Consider the following 23,485-nt stretch of genomic DNA (forward strand, 5'->3'; position numbering starts at 1 on the left):
GCCAGTGTCCTTTTACTGAAGAATGTCAGGCGGTCCGGCCGCTCAGGCCCAGCTCCGCCAATACTCGGGCACGGGATTCGTCGTCGGCCAGGGCCTGTTCGATGGCTTTGCGAAAGCTCGGCGTGTTGCCCAGTGGTCCCTTGAGCGCCATGAGCGCCTCACGCAGGGCCATCAGCTTGTGCAACTCGGGGATCTGCTCCACCAGGTTCGCCGGGTTGAAATCCCTCATCGAATTGATTCGTAACTGGATGGCCAGGTCTTCGACCTCGGCGCCGTCCTGGAGCCGATTGGGGACATTCAGCGTCAGGCTCAGCGCCTGTTTGGCCAACACCTCATCGAGGGTGTTCTGGTTGAGGGCGATGGGCTTGCGATCTTCAAGCTTGCGCAGGTCCTCACGCTGGGTGAAGTCCCCCAGCACGAGGAGTTTCAACGGAAGCTCGACTTCTTCCCGCACACCGCCGACGGCGGGTTTGAAGGTGATATTGATGCGTTCCTTGGGTGCTACCGAACCTTCTTTGGCCATGGTAAATCTCCTTTTCAAGCGGCTCGTAAGCCTATTCAAGTACCGCTTCCAGATCGAAGAGGCACAGCCTGCGGTGGGTGTCTTCCTTGCGCTCGCGCACGGCATGGTTTTGTGGCAGCAGGTCGCAGCAGCGGTGCAAGAGGCGTGTCACTTGAAACGCCAGCTCCGGCTCCCAGCGCTCCAGGCCCGAGCGCTGCAGCTCGAAGTCCAGTTGTTCGAGCTGGATCTTCGCCAGTTCATGTTTGCCAGCGTGTGCACACAAGCGCGCCAGGGCCAACCGCCAATAAAAGCGGGCGCGATCGCTGCGAGCGGCATGCAGGCCTTGATTGAGCTCATGTACCGCGGCTTTGAGCCCATCCTTGCGCAGCCGCGGTAGCACATCCTGCAAGGCGATCTCCCAGGGCTCGGCATCGCCCCCCACGCGGGGCGCCTCAGGGGTTTGCAGGTAATGGGAGACATGCAGTGCGATCCAGTCGCGAGTGGCGTCGTCGGCAAAAGGAGCGCCCCCTTGAAAGCGAAACGCCGGCAAGTCCGGCAATCGTTGCAACAGCAGGGCGAAACTCACTTCCAACTCGCTCATGGCCAGTTCCGCCTGCTGGGCTTCCAGGCATTGCCAGAGCATGTACAGCCCATCGAACCAGAACATCGCACCTGAGAGGCCGGCCTCAAGTTCAGGCAGCAGCTCGGCGTGATGGCCTTGGGCAAAACGTTGCTGGTAGTACTTGAGTCTGTCGGGGGCAGGCCCGCACAACGCGGTGACTCGCTCACCGTCGGCATCCGGATAGCGAACGATGGACAGCCAGGCCAGCGTTCGACTCAGGTGCAAGGCCCGTAGGTCGGCGGCGTCCTGGCGTAACCACCAGGCACACAACGGACGAGCTTGTTCCTGCAAGGCATACAGCAATTCATGCGCGTCTTTTTCGTTGTTTACCGTCGGTTTGGCCGTTGAGGATGGCGTAGCAGCGGGTTGCACTTGCGCAACGGCGGCGTTCAACCCGGCGACAGGGGGATGGCCTTGCACAGCAAGCGCCAACCACTGCTCCAATTGTTTGCGAATCGGCAGCAACAGCGGCGCGTCGCCTCCCAAATGTGCAGTCCAGAGTTCATCAAGGCGCGTGAGGTGTTCAAGCATGGACTGGAATAGGGGTTGCTGGTCCTGAACCGACAGGTCTTGGACAAGCAGTGTCTCAAGGCGCAGGACCAGCCAGCCGAACGCCGCGCCGCGGGTGCGCAGCTTTCCAGGGTATACCGCCGACCAATGGTGCTCACACAGATGGCGCAGCAACCCGAGGCCAGCCAGCAGTCCGGCAAAGGAATCGCGGTGGTACAGCGCCCAGGTCAGCCAGACGGCCACGCGCAGATCCTTGGACTGCTCACGCAACAGGCATTCGCTGATTTCCAGGAGCTTTTGCCAGTCCGGCTGGCCGGCGCCATGCATGGACTGCATCTTTGCCAGTTCGGACTCCAGGGTTTCATATTCATTTGAATAGCGCATATCACTGCCGGCAAAGTTCGCTGGTAAACAGGGCTGCCGGGCAAGCTCGAGGTAATAAGCGCAGAGTTTTTCTGAATGGACCATTTAGGGGCGCACTCGACTATCCAAGGCACGAGAGACAAACTAAGTGCATTTAACTTTCACACCAGATTGCCATGAACCCTTCGCTTGATTCGCCGCGAAGTTCGTAAACCTTAGCCACGACAATAACATCCAGCAAGCAACAGGCTCACACTTAAGACATTTCCTACACACCCCGTAAACCAAGGCATATGCAGACTTTTGCGCAGCTACAGAGATGTAGTTCACCTAACCCCAGCGGAAAATCAACTACTAAGAGACGTAGCAATATGAGCAACTAAATGCGCACTTATGCGCAAACACTTTCCGTAAAACATCCAAAAAAACCATAACATCCGTTTAAACCCAACGCCTATATCCACAGCATGCCAAGTCCGTATTGGTTCCCGCACTTTCCGGCACGCTTCTTGTAATAACCACATTTCCAACCGGTACGATTAACCGTTGGAACTACTTCATCAATCAGACAAGGAAACCCGTCATGCCAACACCCGCGTATCTTTCCATCACCGGTGTCAAACAAGGTTTGATTACGGCAGGCACATTTACCCAGGACTCGGTAGGCAACATTTATCAGGAAGGTCATGAAGACCAGATTCTGGTCCAGGCCTTTGCTCATCAAGTAATCATCCCCCGCGATCCGCAGTCGGGTCAGCCGACAGGCCAGAGGGTCCATAAGCCGCTGATGATCAGCAAGGTCTTCGATAAGTCATCGCCCTTGCTGTTCAGCGCATTGACCAGCGGTGAAGAGGTCAAATGCCGACTGGAGTGGTTCCGCACATCATCGGCCGGCACCCAGGAGCACTACTTCACGATAGAACTGGAGGGCGCGACGCTCGTGGACATCCAGTCCCGCATGCCCAATTGCCAGGACCCGGACAATGCCCACTTCACTCACCTGGAGGATGTGTACTTCACCTATCGCAAGATCGTGTGGACCCACGAAGTGTCGGGCACATCCGGATCGGATGACTGGCGCAACCCGGTAGCGGGCTAAGTCGGACCTGAGCAGGAACGGGAGCCAGGGACGGCACCGTTTCTGCCAGGCAACTACACCATCGCCAAGGGATGCTTGCGCTTGGGTGCGCCGAACACCCGGTCGATGGCATCCAGGTCGTGCTCATCGAGCACCACCTTGGCGGCGGCCGCATTGAGCCGTACATGCTCCGGGGTGACCGCCTTGGGAATGGCGATCACACCGTCCTGGCGCAGCACCCAGGCCAAGGCAACCTGGGCAGGCGTGACCTCGTGGCGGCGGGCGATCTGCTTGAGGGTCTGGCTGGACAGCAACGCCCCACCCTGGGCAATCGGGCAGTACGCCATCAGCGGCAAATGGTGTTGTTGCCACCAGGGCAACAGGTCGAATTCGATCCCGCGCTCTTCGATGTTGTACAGCACCTGGTTGGTCGCGCAGGCCGGGGATGCGAGCTCCTGCAGGTCGGCCACATCGAAATTCGAGACGCCCCAGCGGCCGATCTTGCCGGCCTCACGCAGGCGCTCGAACGCTTCGACAGTTTCTTCAAGGGGGTACTGGCCACGCCAATGCAGCAGATACAGATCAATGTAGTCCGTGCCCAGGCGCCGGAGGCTGGCTTCACAGGCACGGGGCACGCCTTTTTGGCTGGCGTTGTGCGGGTAGACCTTGCTCACCAGGAACACTTGGTCACGCCTGCCGCTGATGGCTTCGCCGACGACTTCCTCGGCGCCACCCTCGCCATACATCTCGGCGGTGTCGATGAGGGTCATGCCCTCGTCGATCCCCAGTTGCAATGCCGCGACTTCAGCGCGGCGCCGGTCCGGGTCTTCGCCCATGCGCCAGGTTCCCTGGCCGATGACAGGGACGGGAACACCCGCCAGATCAATGGTGCGCATGACAACCTCCTGATGAGTTCGCGAATTAACAGTGTGGCATTGACCAGACAAAAGGGTTCAATCGAAGTATGGTTGCCCTTTGCCAAGTCGCCAGGAAGGACCTGCAATGCTGTTTGTCGTGATGCTCGGGGGCAAGCACCCACGGGCAAGGATTGAAGTGCACGATGTAGTGTTCGCCGTAGCAGACACCCTGGAAGGCACCTACCCGCAACTGCGCGAGGGCTGGTTTGGCAGCCCAAAGGGCGTGCATATCGATTCGTGGATGGGGGTGGACGGCGTCGACGGCTGGAAAGTCGAACTCAGCCACCTGGCCCCCGCTGCCGACGCCCATCACCTGTACTTCATCAACCTTGGCGGTTATGAAACCAATAGCTTTGGCGAGGCCCACCACTACCTGCTGGTGGTGGCCCGCAACAAACGGGAGGCGACCAGCAAGGGCAAGCAACAAATGCTGCGCCACTGGTCCCAGGCCCACACCGACGGCGTGATGGATATCGACGACTGCCTGCCCATCGACCTGGTGGACGGCCGCTACCTTCACCTGATGCAAGGCGCCCATCGGCCGATCATTCAGCAGAACGACTATATCGTCTTAAATTGATGGAGGCTTATTCGACCTGACATCAGATAACTCCAGCAACGTCAGACGTAACACTGCTGTTGCTGTTGCTGTTGCTGTTGCTGTTGCTCTTGATCTCAGGCGCCCCGTCAAACACGCTGGCCGAACGCAGGTTTGAATCCGTGGGTAACCCGGCAGGACGCCGGGTTAGCCGTCCTGGGCCAGGGATGGCCCATGACGGCGGCCCACGGAGTCAAGCCGGAGTGAGGGCACACCGAGCCTAGGCGAGGTGCCGAGTGTTGGGGCAAGAGCCCTTTGCTTACTTTGGGGCTTTTCCAAAGTGAGCCGCCGTAAGGGCGGAACCCTAGGTGGCCGTTACCGCAGCAACGGATATGTACTCGGTCTGATCCCAAATCCTGGTCGGCCATCAGGCCGCCATCGGGAGCAAGTCGAATCGTCGCACCGCCCCTCCCACATGTGATCTCTATGCATCAGGTAGATACCAGCCTGCTCTGGGTCTCACTCCATCACGCCAATCCCCAAGCCCAACGCCCCAACCTGAACCCCAGCGGAACTTTGCCAGGAAATAACCGCCTGAATCCGGTACGCTCACCGTTTTTACTCAAGGAGTTAATCCCCATGGCCAAAGCCACCGCCCGTCACATCCTCGTTGCCACTGAAGACAAGTGCAACGAACTCAAGGCCCAAATCGAAGGCGGCGCCGATTTCGCAGAAGTCGCCAAAGCCAACTCCAGCTGCCCATCCAGCCGCCAGGGCGGTGACTTGGGTTCGTTCGGTCCAGGCCAGATGGTCAAGGAATTCGACACCGTCGTCTTCAGCGCCCCGGTCAACACCGTGCAAGGCCCGGTAAAAACCCAGTTCGGCTACCACCTGCTGGAAGTCACCAGCCGCCAGGACTGATCCCATCCGCGCTGCTGCTTGAAACAACGGCCCGCCTCTTGGTGGGCCGTTGTGCATGTGACGACTGGCGACGCTGATGCCGTTAGCGTACAAATCCTTATTCTTCTTCACCCGGCGTTCAAGGCTGACAATGCGATTGGCTTTTTCCAGACTGTTCAGTACCTCCCTGGCCCTGCTGCTGGCCAGCAGCGCCGTGATCGCGGCGCCCCAACCGTCCATGACCGTGTACGGCGAACCGGCCAAGTATCCCGCCGGTTTCAGCCATTTCGACTACGCCAACCCCAACGCCCCCAAGGGCGGCAGCCTGCGGCGCTCGGCGCTGGAGATCGGGCGTTTCGACCATGTGCTGCCGTATATCGACAAAGGCATCGGCGTCTCCCAGGTCGACGGCTGGTTGTATGCGCCCCTGGCCCTGCGTTCCCTGGATGAGCCCTATACGGTGTATGGCCTGGTGGCCGAGAAGATGGAACGCGCGGAGGACGGCCTGTCCCTGCGCTTCTTCCTCAACCCCAAGGCGCGCTTTGCCGATGGCAAGCCGATCACCGCCGAAGACGTGCGCTACAGCTTCAACCTGCTGATGACCCAAGGCAGCCTGCGCTTTCGCACGCTGTTCGCCGACGTCAAGCACGTCGAAGTCGAAGGCCCGCGCCAGGTCCGTTTTGATTTCTCCAGCAATGAAAACCGCACCCTGCCCCTGGATGTCGCCACCCTGCCGGTGTTTCCCGAGCACTGGTGGAAAACCCGCGACTTCGCCAACGGCGGTGGCTACGAAGCCCCACTGGGCAGCGGCCCGTACAAGGTCGGCAAGATCGACTCGGGCAGCACCATCACCTTTACCCGCGACCCCGACTGGTGGGGCAAGGACCTGCCCGTCAGCCGCGGCCTGTACAACTTCGATCACCTGAGCCTGGAGTACTTCGGTGACACCGAAGTGGCCCGCCAGGTACTGCGCGGTGGCGCCTACGACTTCAACCGTGAGTTTTCCGCCACCGGCTATTCCATCGGCTACAACGGCCCGGCCCTGGACGATGGCCGCCTGCAACGTGCGCACCTGGCCAAGGACATGCCGCAACCGGCCCAGGGTTATGTGTTCAACGTGCAAAAACCGATGTTCAAGGACCGTCGCGTGCGCCAGGCCCTGGCGATGCTGTGGGACTTCGAATGGGCCAACCGGCAGATGATGCGCAACCTGTACATCCGCCAGCAAAGCTACTTCTCCAACAGCCCGTTGGCCGCCACCCAGCTGCCCACCCCGGAAGAACTGGCGATTCTGGAACCCTTGCGCGGGCAGATTCCCGACGAGGTATTCACCCAGGTGTTCAAGGCCCCGGTCACCGATGGCAGCGGCATGATCCGCGACAAACAGCTGCAAGCCCTGGCGCTGCTGGAAGAAGCCGGCTGGAAGCCAGACGGCGACAAACTGGTCAACGCCGAGGGCGAGCCGCTGGAGTTCACCTTCCTCAATGCCCAGAACGGGCTGGAACGCCTGCTGTTGCCGTACAAACGCAACCTCGCACAGATCGGCATTACCTTGAACATCCGCCGCATCGATTCTTCGCAATACGTCAACCGCCTGATGGCCCGCGACTACGACATGATCGTCACCGGCTTCCCGGTCACCACCTCGCCCGGCATGGAGCTGTACAACTACTTCGGCTCGACCGCCGCATTCGATCCGGGCGCCAACAACTACATGGTGCTCAAGGACCCGGCCGTCGACAGCCTGATCAAGGGCCTGGTCAAGGCCGACACCCAGGCGCAGATGCTTACCTATGCCCATGCCTTGGACCGGGTGCTGCAATGGAATTACCTGTGGATCCCCAATTACTACCCGCCCGGCACCTCCGCCGCGTGGTGGAACCGCTTCGGCCGCCCGGCCATCGAGGCCAGGAATGATGAAGCCCTGGAAACCTGGTGGGAAATCAGCCCTACCCCGCTGACCAATGAACAAATGAATACCGAGTTGAAAAAACGCGCGGGAGCTCGCTGATGTTTGCCTATATCGTGCGGCGCCTGCTGCTGATCATCCCGACGCTGGTGATCATCCTGCTGGTCAACTTCGTGATCGTCCAGGCCGCCCCCGGCGGACCGGTGGAACAAGCCATCGCCCACTTGCAGGGCATCGGCGGCGGCGCGGTCGGCGGCTCATCCGGCGACGGTGTCAGCAGCGGCTCCCGTGCCAGCCGCGGGCTGGACCCGAAACTGATCAAGGACATCGAAAAACAATACGGCTTCGACAAGCCCGCGCCGGAACGCCTGTGGCTGATGCTCAAGAGCTACGCCCAGCTGGATTTCGGCAACAGCTTCTTTCGCGGCGCCACCGTGATCGACCTGATCCTGGAAAAAATGCCGGTGACCATTTCCCTCGGCCTGTGGGCCACGCTGATCACCTACCTGGTGTCGATCCCCCTGGGCATTCGCAAGGCGGTGCGCCATGGCAGCAGCTTTGATGTGTGGAGCAGCACCGCCATCGTGATTGGCTACGCGATGCCGGCGTTCCTGTTCGCGATGTTCCTGATCGTGGTGTTCGCCGGAGGCACGTCATTGAACTGGTTCCCGGTGCGCGGGCTGGTCTCGGAAAACTTCGCCGAGCTGAGCACCGTGGGCAAGATCGCCGACTACTTCTGGCACCTGGTGTTGCCCGTCAGCGCACTGGTGATCGGCGGGTTCGCCACCCTGACCATCCTGACCAAAAACTCGTTCCTCAATGAAATCACGCGCCAGTACGTAGTGACCGCCCGCGCCAAGGGCCTGAGCGAACGGCGGGTGCTGTACGGCCATGTGTTTCGCAACGCCATGCTGCTGGTGATCTCGGGGATTCCCCAGGCGTTCATCAGCGTGTTCTTTGCCGGTTCGCTGTTGATCGAGGTGATTTTCTCCCTCGATGGCCTCGGCCGCATGAGCTACGAAGCGGCCGTGTCCCGGGACTACCCGGTGGTGTTTGGCTCGCTGTTTATCTTCACCTTGTTCGGCCTGCTGATAAAACTGATCGGCGACCTCTGCTACACCCTGGTGGACCCGCGTATCGACTTCGCCGCGAGGAACGCCTGATGCTTAACCTGTCTCCCGTGGCCCGTCGACGTTTCGAACGCTTCAAGAAAAACCGTCGTGGCTGGTGGTCGCTGTGGCTGTTTATCGGGCTGTTTATCCTGACCCTGGGCGGCGAGTTGATCGCCAACGACAAGCCCTTGGTGCTCAGCTACAAGAACGAGCTGTATTTCCCCGCATTCAAGCGCTACACCGAGCAGCAGTTCGGCGGGCAACTGCCGTTCCAGGCCGATTACCGCAGTGACTACGTGCAAAAGCTGATCAAGCAGGACGGCGGCTGGATGCTGTTCCCGCCCATCCCGTTCAGCGACGACACGCCCAACTACGAACTGACCCGCCCGGCCCCCAGCCCGCCCTCGACGGTGAACTGGCTGGGTACCGATGACCAGTCGCGGGATGTATTGGCGCGGGTGATCTTCGGCGCGCGCGTGTCGATCCTGTTTGCCCTGGCACTCACCGCCATCAGCGCCACCATCGGCATCGCCGCCGGGGCCTTGCAGGGCTATTACGGCGGCTGGGTGGATCTGCTCGGCCAACGCATCCTTGAAGTGTGGTCCGGGCTGCCGGTGCTGTACCTGCTGATCATCCTGTCGGGGTTTGTCGAGCCGAACTTCTGGTGGTTGCTGGGGATCATGGCGCTGTTTTCCTGGCTGGCCCTGGTGGATGTGGTGCGCGCCGAGTTCCTGCGCGGGCGCAACCTGGAGTACGTCAAGGCCGCACGGGCCCTGGGCCTGGGCGACGGCAAGATCATTCGCCGGCACATCCTGCCCAACGCCATGACCGCCACCTTGAGCTACCTGCCGTTCATCCTCACCGGGGCGATTTCCACCCTGAGCGCCCTGGACTTCCTCGGTTTCGGCATGCCTGCGGGCAGTGCGTCACTGGGCGAGCTGATTGCCCAGGGCAAGCAGAACCTGCAAGCGCCGTGGCTGGGCCTGACGGCGTTTTTCACCTTGGCGCTGATCCTGTCGCTGCTGGTCTTTATCGGCGAGGCACTACGTGATGCCTTCGACCCACGTTCATGAGTGACTGCGTATGAACCTGATCGAAATCCGCGACCTCAGCGTCGCCTTCAGCGGCCAGACCGTGGTACGCAACCTGAGCCTGGACGTCCGTCCCGGCGAGTGCCTGGCGCTGGTGGGTGAGTCCGGCTCCGGCAAGTCGGTGACGGCGCACTCAATCTTGCAACTGTTGCCCGAAGCCGGCACCGACACCCGTGGCTCCGTGAAATATCGCGGCCAGGAACTGGTCGGCGCCTCGGCACCGACCTTGCAGAAACTGCGCGGCAACCGCATTGCGATGATCTTCCAGGAGCCGATGACCTCCCTCAACCCGCTGCACAGCATCGAAAAACAGATCGGCGAAACCTTGCTGCTGCACAAGGGCCTGGGCGGCAAGTCGGCGCAGGCGCGCATCCTCGAGTTGCTGCAGTTGGTGGGCATCCAGAAACCCCAGGAACGCCTCAAGGCCTATCCGCACCAACTCTCAGGGGGCCAGCGCCAACGGGTGATGATCGCCATGGCCCTGGCCTGTGAGCCGGAGCTGTTGATCGCCGACGAGCCCACCACCGCCCTTGACGTGACCGTGCAGCGCAAGATCCTGCTGCTGCTCAAGTCCCTGCAACACCGCCTGGGCATGTCGCTGCTGCTGATCAGCCATGACCTCAACCTGGTGCGCAGCATTGCCCAGCGGGTGTGCGTGATGCGTGCCGGCGAGATTGTCGAGCAGGCTGACTGCGAGACCTTGTTCACGGCCCCCCAACACCCCTACAGCCGCCTGCTGCTGGACGCCGAGCCGTCCGGCGATGTGCTGTGCAGCGAGCCACGGGAGACCGTGCTGGACGTGCACGACCTGAGCGTGCAATTCCCACTGGGCGGCGGCCTGTTCCGGCGCAAGACCTACCTGCGCGCGGTGGATGGCATCAGCCTCAGCGTGCAGCGCGGCAAGACCCTGGGGATTGTCGGCGAGTCCGGTTCGGGCAAGTCCACCCTCGGCCAGGCGATCCTGCGCCTGCTGGATTCCACCGGCAGCATCCGCTTCCAGGGCGAGGCCCTCGACCCGCTCAACCACAAGCAGATGCGCCCGTGGCGCAAGCAGATGCAAGTGGTCTTCCAAGACCCCTACGGCAGCCTCAGCCCGCGCATGTCGGTGCAGCAGATCATCAGCGAAGGCCTGGAGGTGCATGCGCCGTGCAGCCTGGCCGACCGCGATGCGCAAGTGATCCAGGTGCTCAAGGACGTGGGCCTCGACCCCGCCAGCCGCCATCGCTTCCCCCATGAATTCTCCGGCGGCCAGCGCCAACGCATCGCCATCGCCCGCGCGCTGGTGCTCAAGCCGGCGCTGATGCTGCTGGATGAACCGACCTCGGCACTGGACCGTACGGTGCAGAAGCAGGTCGTAGCGTTGCTGCGTGAATTGCAGGAAAAGTACGGCCTGACCTACCTGTTTATCAGCCATGACCTCGCCGTGGTGCGCGCCATGGCCCATGACATGATCGTGATCAAGGACGGCAAGGTGGTGGAGCGCGGGCCGAGCCATGACGTTTTCGAAGCACCGCAGCACCCGTATACCAAAGAACTCCTGGCGGCGGCCGGCGGGCTGTCGTCATGAGTACCAGCCTGACGGACTACCAACAGGTTCGCGGCCTGGCGATCCAGTCGCTGTTCGAGATCATCGAGCAGTCCAGCGAAGGCACGGTGATTGTCGACCGCGACGCCAATATCGTCTGGATGAACGAGCGCTACGCCAAGCGCTTCGGCCTCAAGAGTGCCGATGAAGCCATCGGCCAGCCGTGCGAGCAGGTGATTTCCAACAGCCTGTTGCGCCAGGTGGTGCGCACCGACCGGCCGATTCTGCTGGACATCCAGGACACCCCCAAAGGCCCGTTGGTGGTGATGCGCCTGCCGATCCACAACGACGCCGGTGCAGTGATCGGTGCGATTGGCTTTGCCTTGTTCGATGAGCTGCGCAACCTGTCGCCACTGATCGAACGCTACCTGAGCATGCAGCAGGAACTGGCCTCCACCCGCTCGTTGCTGCGCTCACGCCAGAGCAAATACAACTTCGCGCACTTTATCGGCACCAGCGCCGCCAGCCTGGAAGTCAAACGCCGTGCCCGGCGCAGCGCAAGCGCCGAGTCACCGGTGCTGCTGCTGGGCGAGACCGGCACCGGCAAGGAATTGCTCGCCCAGGCGATCCACGGCGCCTCACCGCGGGCGCACAAGGCGTTTGTCAGCATCAACAGCGCGGCGATTCCCCATGACCTGCTGGAAGCCGAGTTCTTCGGCACCGCGCCGGGCGCCTTTACCGGTGCAGATCGCAAGGGCCGTCCGGGCAAGTTCCAGATTGCCCAGGGCGGCACGCTGTTCCTCGATGAAATCGGCGATATGCCGCTGCCGCTGCAAAGCAAGCTGCTGCGGGTGTTGCAGGAAAAGGAATTCGAACCGGTGGGTTCCAACGAAATGCTGCACAGCGATGTGCGGGTGATCGCGGCCACCTCCATGGACCTGGAAGCGGCGATCAAGCGCGGTGAGTTCCGTGCGGACCTGTATTACCGCCTGAACGTATTGCCGATCCAGGTGCCGCCGCTGCGTGAGCGGCTGGAGGACATTCCGGCGCTGAGCGAAGCGATCCTCGAGGAACTGCGCAGCCAGCATGAACTGGACCGCGAGGCCCTGGCGCTGTTGGCACAGCATGCGTGGCCGGGGAACATCCGCGAACTGCGCAACGTGCTGGAGCGCGCGGCGTTGCTGAGCGATGACCTGGTGTTGAACGCTGGGGACATTCGTGCGGCGATTGGCACGTTCAGCCCGGTGGAACGCGGTGCGGTGGACACGGTTGAGGGCGAGACGTTTGCGGCGGCGCGGGAGCGGTTTGATCGGCAGGTGATTGCGGCGGCACTCAGGGCGTGTGAGGGCAATGTGGTCGAGGCGGCCAGGCGATTGGGGTTGGGGCGGTCGACGTTGTACAAGAAAATGGTGGCACTGGGAATTGCCTGATCTCCAAACAGAGACAAGATTCTCCATATAAAGACATTCCCTGTGAGAGGGGGCTTGCCCCCGATAGCATTAGGTCAGTCAACACATATGCTGGCTTATACACCGCTATCGGGGGCAAGCCCCCTCCCACATTTGATATTCATTTGTCTCAAAATTGAGACAGCACCCCGAAATACTCGAAAGAAACTAAAAAATATCCATATATTTCAATAGCTTGAAAATATGGCACACATCTCGCTATAGCCCTCCCCACCGCTTCACCCACAACAATAACAATCCGATGGAGACACACCATGAGTGTGATCATTGCCCTGGCAGCGCTCGCGTTGCTGATGCTGGCTGCCTACCGTGGCTATAGCGTTATCCTGTTTGCCCCCATCGCCGCCCTCGGCGCCGTGCTGCTCACCGACCCGTCCGCCGTCGCCCCTGCCTTTACCGGGGTGTTCATGGAGAAAATGGTCGGCTTTATCAAACTGTATTTCCCGGTATTCCTGCTCGGTGCGGTGTTCGGCAAGCTGATCGAGCTGTCGGGTTTCTCGCGCTCTATCGTGGCGGCGGCGATCCGTTTGCTCGGCACGCGCCAGGCGATGCTGGTGATCGTGCTGGTCTGCGCCCTGCTCACCTATGGTGGCGTGTCGCTGTTTGTGGTGGTGTTTGCGGTGTACCCGTTTGCGGCGGAGATGTTTCGCCAGAGCAATATCCCCAAGCGCCTGATCCCGGCGACCATCGCCCTCGGTGCGTTTTCGTTCACCATGGACGCCCTGCCCGGCACGCCGCAGATCCAGAACATCATCCCCAGCACCTTCTTCAACACCACCGCCTGGGCAGCGCCGTGGCTGGGGCTGATCGGCACGATTTTCGTGTTCTGCGCCGGCATGCTCTACCTGGCGCGCCAGCGCAACAAGGCCCAGCGCGCCGGTGAAGGCTACGGCACCCAGCTGCGCAACGAGCCGGAAACCGCCGAGAACCTCACGCTGCCCAACCCGTGGATCGCACTGTCGCCGCTGATCCTGGTGGGCGTGATGAACCTGCTGTTCACCCATTGGATCCCACAATGGTATGGCAAGACCCACAGCCTCAGCCTGCCGGGCATGAGCGCACCGGTGACCACCGAAATCGCCAAGCTCACGGCGATCTGGGCGGTGCAGGCGGCGTTGCTGGTGGGCATCATCATGGTGCTGGTATTCGGCTGGTCGGCGATCAAAAGTAAGCTCGCCGACGGCAGCAAGAGCGCGGTCAGCGGCGCATTGCTGGCGGCGATGAACACCGCTTCCGAATATGGTTTCGGCGCGGTGATCGCTTCGCTGCCGGGCTTCCTGGTGCTGGCGGACTGGCTCAAGGGCATCCCCAACCCGCTGGTCAACGAAGCGATTACCGTGACCCTGCTGGCCGGTATCACCGGATCCGCGTCCGGTGGCATGAGCATCGCCCTGGCGGCCATGTCCGAGAGCTTTATTGCGGCGGCCCATGCGGCCAATATTCCCCTTGAAGTGCTGCACCGGGTCGCGGCCATGGCCAGCGGCGGCATGGACACCCTGCCCCACAACGGCGCGGTGATCACCCTGCTGGCGGTGACCGGCCTGACCCACCGCGAAGCCTACAAGGACATTTTCGGCATCACGATCATCAAGACCCTCGCGGTGTTCGTGGTGATCGGTACTTTCTACGCCACCGGCATTGTGTGAGGTTTTCATGACAAGATTGAACGGCAAGACCGCCCTGGTCACCGGTTCCACCAGCGGCATCGGCCTGGGTATCGCCCTGAGCCTGGCCAAGGCCGGTGCCAACCTGATCCTCAACGGCTTCGGCGACGCCAGCGCGGTGGTCGCCCAGGTGCAGGCGTTTGGCGGCAAGGTCGGCCACCACCCGGCGGACGTCAGCGACCCGGCGCAGATTGCCGACATGCTGGCCTACGCCGAGCGTGAGTTCGGCGGTGTCGACATCCTGGTCAACAACGCCGGCATCCAGCACGTGGCGGCGGTGGAGGACTTCCCGGTGGAACGCTGGGACGCGATCATCGCGATCAACCTGTCCTCGGTGTTCCACAGCACGCGCTTGAGCCTGCCGGGCATGAAGGCCAAGGGCTGGGGGCGTATCGTCAACATCGCCTCGGTGCACGGCCAGGTCGGCTCGGTGGGCAAGGCCGCGTATGTGGCAGCCAAGCACGGCGTGATCGGCTTGACCAAGGTGGTGGGCCTGGAGACCGCCACCAGCAACGTGACCTGCAACGCGATCTGCCCCGGCTGGGTGCTGACGCCGCTGGTGCAGAAGCAGATTGATGATCGCGTGGCCAATGGCGTCGATCCGCAGCAGGCGCAACATGATCTGCTGGCGGAGAAACAGCCGTCCCTGGAGTTTGTGACGCCGTCGCAGCTGGGTGAGCTGGTGCTGTTCTTGTGCAGCGAGGCCGGAGCCCAGGTGCGGGGGGCGGCGTGGAACATTGATGGCGGCTGGCTGGCCCAATAAGGCCAGACACATTAGAACTCTATAGTTTGGAAAACCTGCATAAGAACAAGAGACCGTGCTGATGTCCGAAATCCTCTGGCAACCTTCCCCCGAACGCATCCGCACCACGCGGATGGACCAGTTCCGACGCTTTATCAATGATCGCCACGGCGTGCAGCTCAGCGACTACCCGGCCCTGCACCAGTGGAGCATCGACCGGCGCCCGGATTTCTGGCAGGCGATCGTGGCATTCTTCGAGGTGCAGTTTCGCAGCCCGCCCAGCGCAGTGCTGATCGAAGACGTCGAGATGCCCAGCGCCCAGTGGTTTCCCGGCGCGACCCTGAATTTTGCCGAACACCTGTTGCGCCGCCGCGACGATCACCCGGCGGTGGTCGCGATCAGCGAAGACGGCCAGCGTGAACAACTGACCTACGCCGAACTGGCCGCCCACGTCGCCGGCCTGCAGGACAGCCTGCGGGCGGCCGGTGTCGGCCGCGGTGACCGGGTCGCCGCCTGCATGCCCAACACCTGGCAAACCCTGGTCGGCATGCTGGCCACCACCAGCCTCGGCGCGATCTGGTCATGCTCCTCGCCAGACTTCGGCACCCAAGGCGTCATCGACCGCTTCGGCCAGATCGAGCCCAAGGTGCTGATCACCTGCGCCGGCTACCGCTACGCCGGTAAAACCATCGACCAAAGCGTCAAGCTCAATGAAATCCTCGAACGCCTGCCGTCCCTGGAACAATTGATCATCGTCCCGTATGCACGGCCCCAGGCCTGCGTCGAGGACTATCAGACCCAGGCCCGCGTCGCCCTGTGGAACGACTTCTACCAACCCGGCGGCGAGCCTGTGTTCGTCGCAGTGCCGTTCGACCATCCGCTGTACATCCTCTACTCCAGCGGCACCACCGGCGTGCCCAAATGCATCATCCACGGCACCGGCGGCGTGCTGCTCACCCACCTCAAGGAACACGGCCTGCACGCGGATATCTACCGCGAGGACTGCCTGTTCTACTACACCACCTGCGGCTGGATGATGTGGAACTGGCTGGTTTCGGTGCTGGCGATCGGGGCCACGGCGGTGCTGTATGACGGCTCGCCGTTTCACCCCGGCCCGGAACGCTTGATCGACCTGATCGACGCGGAAAAGATCAGCGTGTTCGGCACCAGCCCCAAGTTCCTCGCCACCCTGGAAAAGGCCGGGCTGCAACCGCGCCTGAGCCACGACCTGGGCAGCCTCAAGGGCCTGATTTCGACCGGCTCGCCCTTGTCGCCCCAGAGCTACGACTACGTGTACCGCGAGATCAAGGCCGAGTTGTGCCTGTCCTCGATGTCCGGCGGCACCGATATTGTCTCCTGCTTTGTGATCGGCAATCCGGTGTTGCCGGTGCGGCGCGGGGAAATGCAGTGCAAGAGCCTGGCCATGGCCATCGAGGTGTGGGACGACCAGGGCCAACCGTTGGTCGGGGAAAAAGGCGAGCTGGTGTGCACCCGGCACTTCCCGGCGATGCCCATCGGTTTGTGGAACGACCCGCACCAGAAGAAGCTGCGCGCCTCGTATTTCAGCCAGTTTCCCGGCGTGTGGGCCCAGGGCGACTACGCCGAGCAACGCCCCAACGGCAGCCTGCTGATTCACGGCCGCTCCGACGCAGTGCTCAACCCCGGCGGCGTGCGCATCGGCACCGCGGAGATTTATCGCCAGGTGGAAAAAGTCCCGCAGGTGCTGGAAAGCCTGGCCATCGGCCAACGCTGGCAGGACGATGTGCGGGTGGTGCTGTTTGTGCGCCTGGATGACGGCATCGAACTGGATGAGGCCCTGGCGCAGCAGATCCGCCAGGTGATCCGCGCCAACACCACGCCGCGCCATGTGCCGGCGAAGATCCTCGCCGTCAGCGATATCCCCCGCACCATCAGCGGCAAGATCGTCGAACTGGCGGTGCGCAACGTGGTGCACGGCGAGCCGGTGAAGAATACCGACGCACTGGCCAACCCGCAGGCCCTGGAGCAATTTCGCGACCGCCCCGAACTGGCGGAAAGATGAAAGGTTTCAGCCCTGCCGCACTCATTTGAAGACAAACCCTCAATGCATGCTATTTTTCGAGGGTAGTCACCCATCGGTGTCCCACGGGATAATGGGTGTTGTCATTTTTCAAAGCGTTACGCTCAGGGCTTTTTATGAAGGGAACAACCACCGGCAGCGAAGCCGCTGCATTGATTGCGCGGCTGGACTGGGCGCACAGCCCCCTCGGTGAGGCCAATGATTGGCCGCAAAGCCTGCGCACAGCCGTGGACATCGTCATCCACTCTCCGATGCCGATGCTCCTGCTGTGGGGCAGCGAACTCACCCAACTCTACAACGACGGCTTCGCCCTGCTGGCGGGCAATAAACACCCGGACGCCATGGGCCAGCCGGCGCACCAGACCTGGCCGGAACTCGAAAGCTTCACTGCGCCGATCTACGACGCCGTGCTGACCGGCCAGGTGCGCACCTTCAGCGAGCAGCGTTTTGTCCTGCAACGCAACAATCGCGACACCGAAATCTGGCTGGACCTGACCTACAGCCCGATCCGCGATGAAAGCGCCAATGTGGCCGGCATCCTGGTCACGGCCATCGAAACCAACGAACGGCGCAAGGCCCAGCACAACACCGAACAACGCCTGCAACTGGCCCTGGCCGCCACCGATGCGGTGGGCACCTGGGACTGGGACATTGGCGAAGACCGCTTTATCGCCGACGCGCACTTCGCCTACCTGCACGGGGTTGATCCAAGCGACGCCAGCCGGTTGCCGATCAGCGACTACCTGCAAGGCGTACATCCCGAAGACCGCGGCATGGTGGCGCGCAGCATCAAGCATTGCATCACCTACGGCACTGAATACGCCGAGGAATATCGCCTGCAACAGGCCGACGGCCAGGTGCGCTGGGTGTTCGCCCGGGGGCGTTGCTACAAGGATCATCAAGGCCGCCCCGCGCGCTTCCTCGGCGCGGCACTGGACCTCACCGAGCGCAAAAATACCGAGCAGGCCCTGCGCCAGAGCCAGACCGAACTGCAGTTGATCATCAACGCCATGCCGGTGCTGATCGGCTACGTCGACCACGAGCAGCGTTTTCGCCTGAACAACAGTGCCTACCTCGACTGGTACGGCCTGACGCCCCAGGAGCTGTACGGCAAGACCATCCGCGAAGTGCTCGGCGACGATGTGTACGCCGGGCGCGAGGACAAGATCGCCGCTGCGCTCAGGGGCAAGGCCTGCAGTTTCATGACCGTCACCCCCCATCGCGATGGCCGCCCGCGCCATGCGTTGATGAAATACCTGCCACGCTTCAGCAATGACGGCTCGGTGAACGGTTTCTACATCTTTGTCATCGATGAAACCGAACGCAAACTCACCGAAGAAGCCCTGCGCCACCTCAACGAGAACCTCGAGGAGCGCGTGGCCCAGCGCACCCAGGCGCTGGCCGAAGCCAACGAACGCCTGCAAAACGAGATGTTCGAGCGCGAGCGCGCCGAAGATGCCCTGCGCCATGCGCAGAAGATGGAAGCGGTGGGCCAGCTCACCGGCGGTATCGCCCACGACTTCAATAATATGCTCACCGGCATCATCGGCAGCCTGGACCTGATGCAGCGCTACATCGCCGCCGGGCGCAGCGACGAGATCGGCCGCTTTACCGACGCCGCCGTGTCCTCGGCCCATCGCGCGGCCGCCCTCACCCACCGCCTGCTGGCGTTTTCACGGCGCCAGTCGCTGGACCTTCGCCCGCTGGATCCGAACCAGTTGGTAGCGTCCCTGGAGGAGCTGTTCCAGCGTACCAAGGGCGCGCATATCACGCTCAAGGTGCAACTGGGCCGCGACATCTGGCCGGTCAACACCGACGCCAGCCAACTGGAAAACGCCCTGCTCAACCTGGTAATCAACGCACGCGACGCCATGCCCGATGGCGGCGAACTGCTGATCGAAACCGCCAACAGCTACCTGGACGGCACCGATATCACCACCCTCGAACCAGTCAGGGCCGGCGACTACGTGATGCTCGGCGTGTGTGACAACGGCAGCGGCATGGCACCGAAGATTCTCGCCAAGGCGTTCGACCCGTTCTTCACCACCAAGCCCATCGGCCAGGGCACCGGCCTGGGGCTGTCGATGATCTATGGGTTTGCCCAGCAGTCCGGTGGCCACGTGACCATCCAGAGCGAACCGGGCCAGGGCACTTGCGTGCGCCTGTACCTGCCGCGCCTGCACGGCACCTCCCTGGAAAGCAGCCAGCCCGCCCATCCGGGCGAAGTCCCGCTGGCCCTTGCCGGCGAAGCGGTGGTGGTGGTCGAGGATGACCCGGCGGTGCGCATGCTGGTGGTCAATGTGCTCGACGAGTTGGGTTATACCGCGCACCAGGCGGCGGATGCCCGTGCGGCGCTGCCGTTGCTGGAGTCGGACTTGCGCGTGGACCTGCTGGTGACAGACGTCGGCCTGCCCGGCATGAACGGCCGCCAACTGGCGGAGATCGCCCGCCAGCATCGGCCGGGGCTCAAGGTGCTGTTCATGACCGGCTACGCGGAGAAAGCCGCCGAACGCCAGGGCTTCCTGGAGGACGGCATGGACATGGTCGCCAAGCCGTTTTCCATCGACCTGCTGGCGACCAAAATCCGCAGCATGATCAGCGTCGATGATTCAGTTCAGGCATAATCGCGCGCCGTCGCACACCTGGTAGAGACCGATGAAAGCCCAAGCCCGCCATATCCTGGTGAAAACCAGCGAAGAAGCCGAACAGCTCAAGCAGCGCATTGCCAAGGGCGAAGCCTTTGATGTGCTGGCCAGGAAGTACTCCACGTGCCCGTCCGGCAAGCGCGGCGGCGACTTGGGTGAAGTGCGGCCTGGGCAGATGGTCGGGGTGATCGATGCGGTGATCTTCAAGAAACCGGTGAAGGTGGTGCACGGGCCGATCAAGAGCAAGTTCGGGTATCACCTGGTGCAGGTGTTTTACCGCGACTGAGCGGTTGTCTTTACACCGCTATCGGGGCAAGCCCCCTCCCACAGGGGGTTTGCTCCCGATCCGCCGCAGGCGGCCATTCATCTACTCCCTGGGGATCAGCGCCCCCGGCACCTGGATAACCCGGCTCGCCAATCGATGCCCGGCCAAAGCAGCCTCCTGGGGCGAACCACCCTTGAGCCGACTGGCCAGGTACGCCGCACTGAACGAATCCCCCGCCGCCGTAGTGTCCACCACCTTCTCCACCTTCAGCGCCGGCACGGCAAGGCGCTCACCGTCGCAACGGATCAAACACGCATCCGCACCGCGCTTGAGCACCACTTCCGCAATCGCCGGGTACGCCGCGAATACCTCTTCGCTGTCGGCATAACCAAACAACGCGCGTTCGTCATCCTCGGTCAGCAAGGCGATATCCACCTCGGCCAGTACGCTGCGATAAGCCTCGCGGGCAACGTCCACCGTGGCCCAGAGCCGTGGCCGGTAGTTGTTGTCAAACACCACTGCGCCGCCACGTCGGCGGGTTTCGATCAGCACTTCGAGCAGGCGCTGGCGCCCGACTTCACCCAGCACCGCCAGGGTAATGCCGCTGAAATACACCACGTTGTAGTCCGGCAATGCCGCCAGGATCGGCGCAGCCGCCGGCGTGGTAAAGCAGTCGCGCACGGCCGCTTCGTTGCGCCAGTAGAGGAATTTGCGCTCGCCGTTGGCATCGGTCTGGATGCAGTACAAGCCGGGCAAACGCCCGGGCAGGCGCTGGACCCGCTCCAGGCCCAAGCCTTCTTCGGCCCAGTGCGCACACATGGCGTCGCTGAAGCTGTCATCGCCCAAGGCGGTGACATAGTCCACCGTGCCGATATCCCCCAGCTCACGGCGCAGGTACACCGCCGCGTTCAGGGTGTCGCCGCCGAAGCTCTGTTGCAGGCTGCCGTCGGCGCGGTGTTGCAATTCGATCATGCATTCGCCGATCAGGGCGATGCGGGGGTGGGTGGTGGTCATGGCTTTACACTCAGAAACGGGTTTCCAGGGACTCGATCACCCGCAACTGCTCATCCACCAGGCAGCCGACCTGCCACTTGTCGAAGGTCAGGCAAGGGTGCGAGGTGCCGAAGGAAATGATGTCGCCGATGCGCAGCTCGACACCTGCCGCAACGGTCATGAAGGCGTGCTGGTCCATCACGGCGGTGACGGTGCAGGCGCTCACATCATCGCCTTCCGCCGGCAGGATCCCGGCGCGATAGCGTTTAAGCGGCACCGGTAAACCGGCGTCGTAGGCCACGTCGCGCTTGCCCAGGGCGATCACCGCAAAGCCCGGCTCAGGCAACGATTGCACATGGGCCCAGACTTCCAGGGCCGGGCGCAGGCCTTCCTGGAGGTCGCTGCGACGGTCGAGCACGCAGCATTGCGCCTCTTTGTAGATGCCATGGTCGTGGGCCACGTAGCTGCCGGGGCGCAATACGCTGAGGAAACGGCCGGCGGCGTTTTGGGTTTCGAAGGACTCGGCGATCAGGTCGTACCAGGCCGACCCAGACGCCGTGATAATGGGCTTGGGCAGGTCGAAGGCCCCATTGTTTTGCAGGTCCACGGCCAGGCGCACCAGGCTCGCGGCGAAGTCGCGGATGCCATTGATGGCGTGCTCGCCGTGGATCACCCCTTCGTAGCCTTCGATACCGGTGAGGGCCAGGGCCGGCTGGGCCTTGATCGCCTTGGCCAGGTCGCGCACTTCCTGCTCGCTGCGGCAACCGCAACGGCCACCGACCACGCCGTATTCGATCATCACGTTCAGGCGCAGGCCACGGGCGGCGAAGAACAGGCCCAGGTCGGCGACGTTGTCCGGGTGGTCGACCATGCAGTGAAAGTCAAAATCCTTGTCGGCCAGCAGGTCGGCGATCAACGCCATGTTCGGTGCGCCCACCAACTGGTTGGCCATCAGCACCCGGCGCACGCCACCGACATAGGCGGCGCGGGTCTGCACCGCGTTGGCCAGGGTGATGCCCCAGGCGCCTGCGGCAAGCTGGCGCTGGAACAACGCCGGCATCATGCTGGTCTTGCCGTGGGGCGCCAGTTCCGCGCCGCTGTTGCTGACGAAATCCTGCATCCAGCGAATGTTGTGTTCCAGGGCGTCGCGGTGCAGCACCAGGGCGGGCAGGCTGACGTCACGGACCAGGTGGGCACCGACGGCGGCGGCGCCCTTTTCAACGGCATTGATGGCTGACATGGAAAACTCCTATTCGTTGATGCGACGGGCCAGGTTGTTGGCGCTGTCGATCAACACCCGGCGATAGTCGTTGTAGTTTTTGCTCGCATCGGCCCGAGGGGCGACGATGCACAGCGTCGCAATGCTGACGCCCTGCGCGTCCCGGACCGGGGCGGCAAAGCAGTGGGTAAAGGTGTCGGCCACACTGTCGAAGGAAAAGAACCCATCGAGGGTGGCCTGGCGGATTTGCGCGAGGAAGGTCTCCAGCGGCAGGCGCTGGCCGTCCGGCAGGATAAAGTCGTCGTGGTCGATCAGTTCGATGATCTGCTGGTCGCTCAAGTGCCCCAGCAACAGGCGCCCGGAGGCGGTCCATGGGATCGGCGCGTCTTCACCGATGTCCGAGGAAATGCGGAAATGCCGCTCGCCTTCGCGCATCAGCGCCACCGTGTATTTGCGCCCGTTGAGTAGGCACATCTGCGCGGTTTCGTGGGTTTGGCTGACGATCTCCTGCAAGGCGTGGTCGGCCTCGCGGGTCAGGTCGAAATGACGCAAGTGGGCCTGGCCGAGGAAATACAACTGACGGCCGAGGTAGACGTGACCGTCCTTGCCCACGGTTTCGAGGATGCGCCGCTCCAACAAGGAGGCGACCAATTCGTAGACCGTGGATTTGGGGCTGCCGATGCCACTGGCAATATCATTCGGGCGCAGGGGCTGGCCGATTTCCTTGAGAAAATCGAGGATATCGAATGCACGGTCCAGGCCTTTGGCGCGGCGTTTGATGGTGTCTTCGGTCATGGCGATATCGGTCCGGTCGAAGTTGTTGGGTACGACACAATTCTCCTGTGGGAGGGGGCTTGCCCCCGATGAGGGAGTGTCAGCACATGCATTTGTGACTGACTCACCGCCATCGGGGGCAAGCCCCCTCCCACATTGGATTTGCAGTGGGCTTAAGGGTGAGGGCAATTTAGCCCTTTTTCTTGTAGGCCACGCAATCAATCTCGACCTTGCAGTCCACCATCATGTTGGCCTGCACACAGGCGCGCGCCGGCGCGTGTTCCGGGGTGAAGTATTCGCCGAAGACCTTGTTGAAACTCCAGAAGTCCCGCGGGTCTTCCAGCCACACGCCGACCCGCACCACGTCTTTCAACTCGTAGCCGGCTTCTTCGAGGATCGCCACCACGTTGCGCAGGGTCTGCCGGGTTTGCTCGATGATCCCGCCGGTGATGATTTCGCCGTCCACCGCAGGCACTTGGCCCGAGACGTACAGCCAACCGTCCGCTTCCACCGCGCGGGCGAAGGGACGCGGCTGGCCACCGCCGGCCGTACTGCCGGCTCCGTAACGAGTGATGCTCATAAAACGAT

20 protein-coding genes are annotated in these 23,485 nt (G+C 62.4%); 13 read left to right on the plus strand and 7 right to left on the minus strand.

The window, feature by feature from the left end:
- Nucleotides 1–25: 25 nt before the first annotated feature.
- Together tssB and tssA are read right to left on the minus strand one after the other, a co-directional pair.
- On the minus strand, nucleotides 26–523 hold the full coding sequence (tssB, locus tag J1N02_RS00505; protein WP_027608613.1) for a type VI secretion system contractile sheath small subunit: 498 nt from the start codon (nucleotides 521–523) through the stop codon (nucleotides 26–28).
- Nucleotides 524–554: 31 nt separating this feature from the next.
- On the minus strand, nucleotides 555–2,102 hold the full coding sequence (gene tssA / locus J1N02_RS00510; RefSeq protein WP_421147047.1) for a type VI secretion system protein TssA: 1,548 nt from the start codon (nucleotides 2,100–2,102) through the stop codon (nucleotides 555–557).
- A gap of 478 nt (nucleotides 2,103–2,580) precedes the next feature.
- Here tssA and J1N02_RS00515 point away from each other — a divergent pair, with 478 nt between their 5' ends.
- On the plus strand, nucleotides 2,581–3,096 hold the full coding sequence (locus J1N02_RS00515; protein ID WP_027608615.1) for an Hcp family type VI secretion system effector: 516 nt from the start codon (nucleotides 2,581–2,583) through the stop codon (nucleotides 3,094–3,096).
- A 53-nt stretch (nucleotides 3,097–3,149) separates the two neighbouring features.
- Here the strand turns inward: J1N02_RS00515 and J1N02_RS00520 are convergent, their stop codons facing one another.
- Complete coding sequence (locus J1N02_RS00520) at nucleotides 3,150–3,971, minus strand: aldo/keto reductase (RefSeq protein ID WP_027608616.1); 822 nt, start codon at nucleotides 3,969–3,971, stop codon at nucleotides 3,150–3,152.
- A gap of 106 nt (nucleotides 3,972–4,077) precedes the next feature.
- On the opposite strand from J1N02_RS00520, the gene J1N02_RS00525 reads away from it, so the two are divergent.
- From J1N02_RS00525 to J1N02_RS00580, 12 genes are all read left to right on the plus strand, one after another.
- Nucleotides 4,078–4,572: a DUF1543 domain-containing protein gene (locus tag J1N02_RS00525; RefSeq protein WP_421147048.1), complete on the plus strand. Its 495-nt coding sequence runs from the start codon at nucleotides 4,078–4,080 to the stop codon at nucleotides 4,570–4,572.
- A 597-nt stretch (nucleotides 4,573–5,169) separates the two neighbouring features.
- Entirely contained in the window at nucleotides 5,170–5,451 is a 282-nt protein-coding gene (locus tag J1N02_RS00530) for a peptidylprolyl isomerase (protein WP_003208024.1), read from the plus strand.
- Between the two features lie 130 nt (nucleotides 5,452–5,581).
- Nucleotides 5,582–7,441, plus strand: a complete 1,860-nt coding sequence (locus J1N02_RS00535) for an extracellular solute-binding protein (RefSeq protein ID WP_027608618.1) — start codon at nucleotides 5,582–5,584, stop codon at nucleotides 7,439–7,441.
- A complete protein-coding gene (locus J1N02_RS00540; RefSeq protein ID WP_027608619.1) occupies nucleotides 7,441–8,502 on the plus strand; it encodes a microcin C ABC transporter permease YejB in 1,062 nt (353 codons plus the stop codon). Before J1N02_RS00535 ends, J1N02_RS00540 begins: the two co-directional genes overlap by 1 nt.
- The gene (locus tag J1N02_RS00545; RefSeq protein WP_065927157.1) at nucleotides 8,502–9,524 is read left to right on the plus strand and encodes an ABC transporter permease; all 1,023 of its coding nucleotides are present in this window, start codon (nucleotides 8,502–8,504) and stop codon (nucleotides 9,522–9,524) included. The genes J1N02_RS00540 and J1N02_RS00545 overlap by 1 nt, the downstream gene beginning before the upstream one ends.
- A gap of 10 nt (nucleotides 9,525–9,534) precedes the next feature.
- Nucleotides 9,535–11,109 (plus strand): ABC transporter ATP-binding protein, encoded by a 1,575-nt coding sequence (locus tag J1N02_RS00550; RefSeq protein WP_421147049.1) that lies wholly within the window; start codon nucleotides 9,535–9,537, stop codon nucleotides 11,107–11,109.
- On the plus strand, nucleotides 11,106–12,497 hold the full coding sequence (locus tag J1N02_RS00555; protein WP_098479294.1) for a sigma-54 interaction domain-containing protein: 1,392 nt from the start codon (nucleotides 11,106–11,108) through the stop codon (nucleotides 12,495–12,497). Before J1N02_RS00550 ends, J1N02_RS00555 begins: the two co-directional genes overlap by 4 nt.
- Before the next feature lie 293 nt (nucleotides 12,498–12,790).
- Nucleotides 12,791–14,182, plus strand: coding sequence for a GntP family permease (locus J1N02_RS00560; protein WP_421147050.1), 1,392 nt, complete (start codon nucleotides 12,791–12,793; stop codon nucleotides 14,180–14,182).
- Between the two features lie 7 nt (nucleotides 14,183–14,189).
- The gene (locus J1N02_RS00565) at nucleotides 14,190–14,963 is read left to right on the plus strand and encodes a 3-hydroxybutyrate dehydrogenase (RefSeq protein WP_092356753.1); all 774 of its coding nucleotides are present in this window, start codon (nucleotides 14,190–14,192) and stop codon (nucleotides 14,961–14,963) included.
- Nucleotides 14,964–15,024: 61 nt separating this feature from the next.
- On the plus strand, nucleotides 15,025–16,983 hold the full coding sequence (locus J1N02_RS00570; RefSeq protein ID WP_421147051.1) for an acetoacetate--CoA ligase: 1,959 nt from the start codon (nucleotides 15,025–15,027) through the stop codon (nucleotides 16,981–16,983).
- 134 nt (nucleotides 16,984–17,117) lie between these two features.
- Nucleotides 17,118–19,625 carry a PAS domain-containing hybrid sensor histidine kinase/response regulator gene (locus tag J1N02_RS00575; RefSeq protein ID WP_027608626.1) on the plus strand — a complete coding sequence of 836 codons (2,508 nt, stop codon included), beginning with the start codon at nucleotides 17,118–17,120 and terminating at the stop codon, nucleotides 19,623–19,625.
- A 31-nt stretch (nucleotides 19,626–19,656) separates the two neighbouring features.
- A complete protein-coding gene (locus J1N02_RS00580) occupies nucleotides 19,657–19,932 on the plus strand; it encodes a peptidylprolyl isomerase (RefSeq protein ID WP_065941977.1) in 276 nt (91 codons plus the stop codon).
- Between the two features lie 81 nt (nucleotides 19,933–20,013).
- Here J1N02_RS00580 and J1N02_RS00585 read toward each other — a convergent pair whose 3' ends face one another.
- The 4 genes from J1N02_RS00585 to J1N02_RS00600 all read right to left on the minus strand — a co-directional run bounded on the left by J1N02_RS00585 (nucleotide 20,014) and on the right by J1N02_RS00600 (nucleotide 23,477).
- Nucleotides 20,014–20,925, minus strand: a complete 912-nt coding sequence (locus J1N02_RS00585; protein WP_368962486.1) for a sugar kinase — start codon at nucleotides 20,923–20,925, stop codon at nucleotides 20,014–20,016.
- A 10-nt stretch (nucleotides 20,926–20,935) separates the two neighbouring features.
- Nucleotides 20,936–22,144: an amino acid deaminase gene (locus tag J1N02_RS00590; protein WP_405125697.1), complete on the minus strand. Its 1,209-nt coding sequence runs from the start codon at nucleotides 22,142–22,144 to the stop codon at nucleotides 20,936–20,938.
- 9 nt (nucleotides 22,145–22,153) lie between these two features.
- Complete coding sequence (locus J1N02_RS00595; RefSeq protein WP_027608629.1) at nucleotides 22,154–22,918, minus strand: IclR family transcriptional regulator; 765 nt, start codon at nucleotides 22,916–22,918, stop codon at nucleotides 22,154–22,156.
- 169 nt (nucleotides 22,919–23,087) lie between these two features.
- Nucleotides 23,088–23,477, minus strand: coding sequence for a RidA family protein (locus J1N02_RS00600; RefSeq protein ID WP_012723821.1), 390 nt, complete (start codon nucleotides 23,475–23,477; stop codon nucleotides 23,088–23,090).
- Nucleotides 23,478–23,485 lie beyond the last annotated feature (8 nt).

Origin of the sequence: Pseudomonas sp. NFX5, assembly GCF_049132125.1 — a bacterium.
GTDB classification, from domain to species: Bacteria; Pseudomonadota; Gammaproteobacteria; order Pseudomonadales; family Pseudomonadaceae; genus Aquipseudomonas; species Aquipseudomonas marginalis.

Excerpts from the sequence above, each read along its gene's own strand:
- J1N02_RS00580 (WP_065941977.1), top strand. The coding sequence starts at position 19,657 with ATGAAAGCCCAAGCCCGCCATATCCTGGTGAAAACCAGCGAAGAAGCC.
- J1N02_RS00570 (WP_421147051.1), top strand. The coding sequence starts at position 15,025 with ATGTCCGAAATCCTCTGGCAACCTTCCCCCGAACGCATCCGCACCACG.
- tssA (WP_421147047.1), bottom strand. The coding sequence starts at position 2,102 with ATGGTCCATTCAGAAAAACTCTGCGCTTATTACCTCGAGCTTGCCCGG.
- J1N02_RS00520 (WP_027608616.1), bottom strand. The coding sequence starts at position 3,971 with ATGCGCACCATTGATCTGGCGGGTGTTCCCGTCCCTGTCATCGGCCAG.
- J1N02_RS00585 (WP_368962486.1), bottom strand. The coding sequence starts at position 20,925 with ATGACCACCACCCACCCCCGCATCGCCCTGATCGGCGAATGCATGATC.
- J1N02_RS00565 (WP_092356753.1), top strand. The coding sequence starts at position 14,190 with ATGACAAGATTGAACGGCAAGACCGCCCTGGTCACCGGTTCCACCAGC.
- J1N02_RS00575 (WP_027608626.1), top strand. The coding sequence starts at position 17,118 with ATGAAGGGAACAACCACCGGCAGCGAAGCCGCTGCATTGATTGCGCGG.
- J1N02_RS00595 (WP_027608629.1), bottom strand. The coding sequence starts at position 22,918 with ATGACCGAAGACACCATCAAACGCCGCGCCAAAGGCCTGGACCGTGCA.
- J1N02_RS00545 (WP_065927157.1), top strand. The coding sequence starts at position 8,502 with ATGCTTAACCTGTCTCCCGTGGCCCGTCGACGTTTCGAACGCTTCAAG.
- J1N02_RS00555 (WP_098479294.1), top strand. The coding sequence starts at position 11,106 with ATGAGTACCAGCCTGACGGACTACCAACAGGTTCGCGGCCTGGCGATC.
- J1N02_RS00590 (WP_405125697.1), bottom strand. The coding sequence starts at position 22,144 with ATGTCAGCCATCAATGCCGTTGAAAAGGGCGCCGCCGCCGTCGGTGCC.
- tssB (WP_027608613.1), bottom strand. The coding sequence starts at position 523 with ATGGCCAAAGAAGGTTCGGTAGCACCCAAGGAACGCATCAATATCACC.
- J1N02_RS00600 (WP_012723821.1), bottom strand. The coding sequence starts at position 23,477 with ATGAGCATCACTCGTTACGGAGCCGGCAGTACGGCCGGCGGTGGCCAG.
- J1N02_RS00560 (WP_421147050.1), top strand. The coding sequence starts at position 12,791 with ATGAGTGTGATCATTGCCCTGGCAGCGCTCGCGTTGCTGATGCTGGCT.
- J1N02_RS00540 (WP_027608619.1), top strand. The coding sequence starts at position 7,441 with ATGTTTGCCTATATCGTGCGGCGCCTGCTGCTGATCATCCCGACGCTG.
- J1N02_RS00535 (WP_027608618.1), top strand. The coding sequence starts at position 5,582 with ATGCGATTGGCTTTTTCCAGACTGTTCAGTACCTCCCTGGCCCTGCTG.
- J1N02_RS00515 (WP_027608615.1), top strand. The coding sequence starts at position 2,581 with ATGCCAACACCCGCGTATCTTTCCATCACCGGTGTCAAACAAGGTTTG.
- J1N02_RS00550 (WP_421147049.1), top strand. The coding sequence starts at position 9,535 with ATGAACCTGATCGAAATCCGCGACCTCAGCGTCGCCTTCAGCGGCCAG.
- J1N02_RS00525 (WP_421147048.1), top strand. The coding sequence starts at position 4,078 with ATGCTGTTTGTCGTGATGCTCGGGGGCAAGCACCCACGGGCAAGGATT.
- J1N02_RS00530 (WP_003208024.1), top strand. The coding sequence starts at position 5,170 with ATGGCCAAAGCCACCGCCCGTCACATCCTCGTTGCCACTGAAGACAAG.